This window comes from Robertmurraya dakarensis (genome assembly GCF_900156875.1).
Lineage (GTDB): Bacteria > Bacillota > Bacilli > Bacillales > Cytobacillaceae > Robertmurraya > Robertmurraya dakarensis.
This window is the reverse complement of the sequence record NZ_LT707409.1, coordinates 2,087,967-2,094,270: the sequence shown is the minus strand read 5'-3', so window position 1 is coordinate 2,094,270 and position 6,304 is coordinate 2,087,967. Positions and strand designations below refer to the sequence as shown.

General features: G+C 38.6%; 6 protein-coding genes. All 6 read left to right on the top strand.

What is annotated here, in order from left to right; all coding sequences use genetic code 11:
- The first annotated feature begins 669 nt into the window (after positions 1-669).
- The 6 genes from CZ487_RS18940 (at position 670) to ccsB (ending at position 6,250) form a co-directional block, all read left to right on the top strand.
- Complete coding sequence (locus tag CZ487_RS18940) at positions 670-1,263, top strand: nucleoside recognition domain-containing protein (RefSeq protein ID WP_077213850.1); 594 nt, start codon at positions 670-672, stop codon at positions 1,261-1,263.
- A 1-nt stretch (position 1,264) separates the two neighbouring features.
- Positions 1,265-1,798: a spore maturation protein gene (locus CZ487_RS18935; RefSeq protein ID WP_077213849.1), complete on the top strand. Its 534-nt coding sequence runs from the start codon at positions 1,265-1,267 to the stop codon at positions 1,796-1,798.
- Between the two features lie 184 nt (positions 1,799-1,982).
- Positions 1,983-2,705 (top strand): 23S rRNA pseudouridine(2605) synthase RluB, encoded by a 723-nt coding sequence (rluB, locus tag CZ487_RS18930; protein ID WP_077213848.1) that lies wholly within the window; start codon positions 1,983-1,985, stop codon positions 2,703-2,705.
- Positions 2,706-2,882: 177 nt separating this feature from the next.
- A complete protein-coding gene (gene resA / locus CZ487_RS18925) occupies positions 2,883-3,410 on the top strand; it encodes a thiol-disulfide oxidoreductase ResA (protein WP_077213847.1) in 528 nt (175 codons plus the stop codon).
- Between the two features lie 20 nt (positions 3,411-3,430).
- Positions 3,431-5,050, top strand: coding sequence for a cytochrome c biogenesis protein ResB (gene resB / locus CZ487_RS18920; RefSeq protein ID WP_077213846.1), 1,620 nt, complete (start codon positions 3,431-3,433; stop codon positions 5,048-5,050).
- A 12-nt stretch (positions 5,051-5,062) separates the two neighbouring features.
- Positions 5,063-6,250 (top strand): c-type cytochrome biogenesis protein CcsB, encoded by a 1,188-nt coding sequence (gene ccsB, locus CZ487_RS18915; RefSeq protein ID WP_077213845.1) that lies wholly within the window; start codon positions 5,063-5,065, stop codon positions 6,248-6,250.
- Positions 6,251-6,304 lie beyond the last annotated feature (54 nt).

Sequence of the window (6,304 nt, the reverse complement as noted above, 5' to 3'; positions counted from 1 at the left end):
TGGATGATTTTTTTTTCAAGCAGAAGACGGCATACGAGATGGCCATGCTTACCAGATATGCGATGAAGAACGATACATATCGTCAAATATCAGGTACAGAGGTACATCGGGCACCCAACCCTAATGAAAAGTGGGATCGTGTCTGGAAAAACAAAAATAGACTGCTAACAGGCCTCTATGAGTATAGCACAGGAGGGAAGACCGGTTATACGAAGCTCGCAAAAAGAACGCTTGTCAGCACTGCAACTAAGGGCGATATGAATTTAATTGCGGTCACATTGAATGCCCCAAGTGATTGGAATGATCATATTCATATGTTTGAATCTGCTTTCAAACAGTTTGATATGGTACAAGTCATTGATGGAGGGATGATAAAGAATGTGGATGAAAAATTTTATAAAAAGCAGATCTATTTTGGACATGAGTTTACTTATCCAGTAACGGAAGAAGAAAGGGAACTATTTAAGATTGATATAAAACTCCTTTCTCCAAAGGAGGAGTGGAAAGAACAACGAAATGTGCCAGAAGTGGTAGGGAAAGCAATCATATATTTTGATGAAAAACCGCTGAAGGAAATGCCTGTTTATTATAAGAGAAAAGAAGAACAGAACGAAAGTTTTTTAGATCGCTTTAAGAGCTTGTTTACAACAATTATTGGTGTGAGAGCAAATGGTTAATATCATCTGGGTTGCGATGACGGTTATTGGTATTATTTTCGCGATGTTTAATGGAACCATGCAAGATGTAAATGAAGCAGTTTTTACAGGGGCGAAAGAAGCAGTCACTTTATGTATTGGATTAATCAGCATTCTCGTTTTTTGGTTAGGAATGATGAGAATCGCAGAAGATGCAGGCTTGCTTCAGATATTAGCAAAGTTATTCAGACCGATCGTCAAGAGGCTGTTTCCAGAGGTGCCAAATGATCATCCCGCAATGGGATATATTTTATCCAATATGATGGCGAATATGTTCGGTCTTGGAAACGCGGCAACCCCTTTAGGAATCAAGGCAATGGAAGAGATGAAACGATTAAATGGAAATAAACAAGAAGCGAGCCGTTCAATGATTACTTTTCTGGCGATTAATACATCGAGTTTAACGCTGATTCCTACAACAGTTATTGCCATTAGGATGAACTATAATTCCGCTTCTCCAACGGATATCGTTGGAACTACTTTAATAGCAACGTTATGTTCCACAATAGGTGCTATTTTAATAGACCGCTATTTTCATTATAGAAGAACCCGTAAAGGACGTATGTGAAATGGGGATTGTCTCGATAATATCACTTTGGTTTATTCCGGTACTAATTGGTTTTATTTTAGTATACGGGACGTTTAAGCAAGTTCCTACTTATGAAAGTTTCGTTGAGGGCGGTAAAGAAGGGATCAAAATCGCTTTTTCGATTATACCATTTCTAGTTGGCATGTTGGTTGCGATTTCTGTATTTCGCGCCTCTGGAGCCTTGGACTATTTTATGGATATGATCCGGCCAGCTCTAGAAGCTATAGGAGTTCCAGCTGAAATAGCTCCGCTTGCCATTATTCGTCCTATTTCAGGAAATGCTGCTTTAGGGATGACAAGTGATTTGATGGCGACGTATGGACCGGATTCGTTCATAGGAAGATTAGCATCCACCATTCAAGGGAGCACGGATACCACTTTCTATGTCCTTACTGTTTATTTTGGGGCTGTTGGGATCAAAAAAATGGGGGATGCATTAAAAGTTGGTTTGTTAGCTGACCTGGTGGGAATTGCTTCAGCGATTATTGTAGTAACCCTTGTCTTTGGTAATTAAAAGAGAATAAAGACTGCTTAGTGCGAAAAGAGACTCATTTCATATGGGTCTCTTTTTGCTTAGTACATTCTGTCTGTGAGTGCTTTTTAGAAGCGCTTATACTTTGAAAACATCAATAGTTATGTCATAATCCTTATTGGACAGAATGAAAATATAAGTGAATAGAAATTTTGAGGTGACATACATGGAGAGACTGCAAAAAGTCATAGCACATGCTGGATTTGCGTCAAGAAGAAAAGCAGAACAACTGATCATTGAGGGACAAGTTAAAGTAAATGGAAAAGTGGTAAAGGAATTGGGAATCAAAGTATCCTCGTCGGACAGGGTGGAGGTAAATGGCATACCTGTGGAAAGAGAAGAACCTGTGTACTATCTATTCTATAAGCCGCGCGGAGTTATCTCCAGTGTTAAGGATGATAAAGACAGAAAGGTAGTCACTGATTTCTTGCCGGATATTAAACAGAGAGTTTATCCGGTTGGACGCTTGGATTACGACACTTCAGGTTTAATACTGTTAACAAATGACGGTGAATTTGCAAACCTGTTAATGCATCCAAAAAATGAAATCGATAAATCGTATGTTGCAAAAGTAAAAGGAATTCCTTCTCGGGAAAAGATTAGAAGTCTGGAGAGAGGAATCATGCTTGATGATGGGAAAACTTCACCCGCCAAAGTGAAGGTATTAAGCATCGACAAGAAGAAGCAAACTGCGATCGTAGAACTGATAATCCATGAGGGCAGAAACCGCCAAGTTCGAAGAATGCTTGAGGCGATTGGACATCCCGTGTTGAAACTAAAAAGAGAACAATACGGATTCCTAACATTAAAAGGTTTAAGTGTGGGAGATATGAGAGAATTGACGCCGCATGAAGTAAAGCAGCTCCGAACTTTAGCTGAAAAATCATAAGCTCTTTTTCTAAACGTCAATCCTTTTGTGTGTATCAATTTTAAATGTTAAAAAATAGTATTAAAAAATTCATAGAAGTTTCACACTTAACAAATAAGATAACAACGTAGAAATGTTGAAAAATGATATAATAATGTCAACTTGTGTAAAATTCGACATGAACGGGGGGGAACTATTTTGAAAAAACAACGTTTGATCATGCGGTCGATTATTTTAATCCTTCTAGGTGCCGCCGTTGTATACACTTTGTATGCGAATTTCACAAAAGATGATATTCAAAAGGTTGAGGTTGGGAAAAAAGCTCCTGATTTTGTTTTATCTGATATGAATGGTGAAAAACATCGCCTTTCTGACTATGAGGGCAAGGGTGTACTACTGAATTTCTGGGCTACTTGGTGTAAGCCATGTGAGCGGGAAATGCCGTATATGGATAGCGGCTACAAGGTTTATAAAGATAAGGGAGTGCAGGTTCTTGCTGTTAATATTGGGGAATCTGATGTGGTAGTTAATGAATTCATCAATCGTTATGATTTATCTTTTCCAGTTTTAAACGATAAAAATCAGGAAGTTTTGACGGCTTACGGAGTAGATCCACTTCCAATCACATTTTTAATTAATAAGGACGGTATTGTTGAAAGAGTACATACAGGTGAAATTATTAAGGAAGAAGTCATGATGGATATGATGGAAGAGATCAAACCATAAGGGTATGAGGAGTTTTTGTAATGAAAGAAGTTAAATGTGAATGCGGCCATGTAAATCCACATGGTACGGTGCTATGTGAATCATGTGGTATTCCTTTAATCGAGGAGAAAACGAGAGAAAAACTTCTTGATATGAGATATGAGGGCAGTGCACGTAGATCACAGACCTACAATAAGACAATTATTGATAAAATATGGAACTTTTTCTCATCTGTTAAAGTGGGAGTATGGTTAATTGTTATTACGTTAATTGCATCAGCATTAGGAACGATTTTTCCGCAAGAAATGTATATTCCTCCTGTTATGCCTGCAGTAGAATATTATGAGGACCAGTATGGCTGGCTTGGAAAAATGTATTACGAGTTAGGTTTCCACAATCTCTATAGCTCTTGGTGGTATTTAGTGCTGATTGCTTCAATTGGCATATCACTTGTTATATGCAGCCTTGACCGGGTTGTCCCTTTATATCGTGCGTTGAAAAAACAGAGGGTGACGAGACACGAGAGTTTTCTAAAACGCCAGAGGCTGTTTGGTATCACGCAGGTCGAAAATAAGGATATACCATTTGATGGAGTCATCGAAAATTTAAAAAAGAAACGATACAGCATTAGAGAGGAAAACGGCAATATTCTAGCCGAAAAAGGCCGCTTTTCACGTTGGGGACCGTATGTGAACCATGTTGGTTTAATCATCTTTTTAATCGGTGGAATGCTTCGCTTTGTTCCCGGAATGTATATAGATGATGTTCTTTGGATTCGTGAAGGAGAAACAAAAGTTATTCCAGAAACGAATGGACAATATTACCTTGAAAACAAGGAGTTCACCTTAGAGGTTTATGACAAAGATCATGAAGTTTTTGATGAAGCGCTCAGTAATTCCGGCATGGTTGCAAAGAATTATCAGTCTGATGTTGTTCTCTACAAAAGAGCAGATAATTCAGTTGCTGGTGAAGAAGCCAAACTCGATCAAGTAAAGGAATTTAGCATTCGGGTTAATGAGCCTTTAAAATTTGAAGGTTATGCTCTCTACCAAGTGGAGTATAAATTAGACGAGTTGTCTACAATGAGCTTTCATTTAACGAACAAAGAAACCAATGAACAATTTGGTAAGATTTCTGTTGATCTAAACGAACCTGAAACAAAGTATGATCTTGGCAACGGTTATAGTGTTGAAGTAATGAGCTATTTTCCGGATTTTGAATTTAATTCAGAGGGACAGCCTGCAACCAAGTCGAGGATACCGAATAATCCCGCTTTCGTTTTTAATATGATTACACCTGATAAGCCTGATGGAGAAATCAGCTTTGTTGCCATCCAGCAAACGATTGAACCATTTGAAGATAATGAGTATAAGATGGCTTTTGCCGGTATTGAAACAAAGGATGTTTCAGGTTTAACAGTACGTAAGGACCTAACTCTATGGATCTTTGCTGTCGGCGGTTTCCTTTTTATGGTAGGAGTAGCACAGGGTGCATACTGGAACCATAGAAGAATTTGGATACAAAGAAGAGACCAAGAAATATGGATCGCTGGACATACCAATAAGAACTGGCATGGCATCAAGCGGGAAATCAAAGAAATATTAGAAGGTTCGGGTATAAACGAACCGGACGACTTAATTAAAGAAACTGAGGATAAATAAGGAGGGAAATAGTTGGCTAATCTAAGTTCAAACCTATTATTTGCAGCTTTCATCCTTTATTTAGTAGCTATTCCTTTCTTTGGAGGAGCCATTAAACAAAAGAATGGGTCAAAGGAACAGAAATCTCCTAATAAATGGGCAAATATTGCGATATTCTTAACTATTATTGGATTCATCGCACAGCTGGGTTATTTCATTACTAGATGGATGGCGGCAGGACATGCGCCATTAAGTAATTTGTTTGAGTATACGACTTTCTTTGGAATGTGTTTAGTAGCGGCGTTTATTTTAATTTACTTTCTCTACAAGACACCAATACTGGGGCTGTTCGTTCTGCCGGTTGCGCTCTTAATTATTGCGTATGCAAGCATGTTTCCAAGAGAACTTTCACCGCTTATTCCAGCGCTGCAAAGCTATTGGCTGCAAATACATGTATCAACAGTAGCCTTAGGAGAAGCGATCTTAGCTGTTAGTTTTGGAGCGGCATTGATCTACCTAGTAAAGTCAGTAGATCAGTCCAAGCGATCTAAAAAAACAGTTTGGCTTGAAGTGGTTATGTTTTCAATCGTTTCAGTAATTGGTTTTATTGTTGTAACGACAACTTTTTCACTCATGGATTATAAAGCAACATACAATTGGATTGATAAAAATCAGATAGAATCGACATTAGAATACAATATGCCGGCGCTGGTCGGTCCGCATCAGGGAGAATTGGTCGAGACAGGAAAGTTTGAACCGATTATCGAAGTTCCTGCTATTGTCAATGCCAAGAAACTAAATACAGTGATTTGGTCACTGCTGGCTGGTGTCCTCCTTTATCTGCTCATCCGACTTATCTTAAGAAAACGAATTGGAGCAGCACTTCAACCGTTAACAAAAAATATTAAACTCGATTTAGTTGACGAAATTAGTTATCGTTCTGTTTTAATCGGATTCCCAGTCTTTACTTTAGGTGGACTTGTATTTGCGATGATATGGGCACAGATCGCGTGGACTCGTTTTTGGGGTTGGGATCCAAAAGAAGTTTGGGCCCTGATCACATGGCTCTTCTATGCAGCTTTTTTACATCTGCGTTTATCAAAAGGCTGGCATGGAGAGAAGTCTGCGTGGCTCGCAGTGATCGGCTTTGCCATTATCATGTTTAACCTTATTGCGGTTAACCTGGTAATTGCAGGACTTCACTCATATGCAGGTTCGTAAGCATTATTAATATGCCTTCACTTTTTTAGTGAGGGCCTTTTTTAAAAAAGCTAT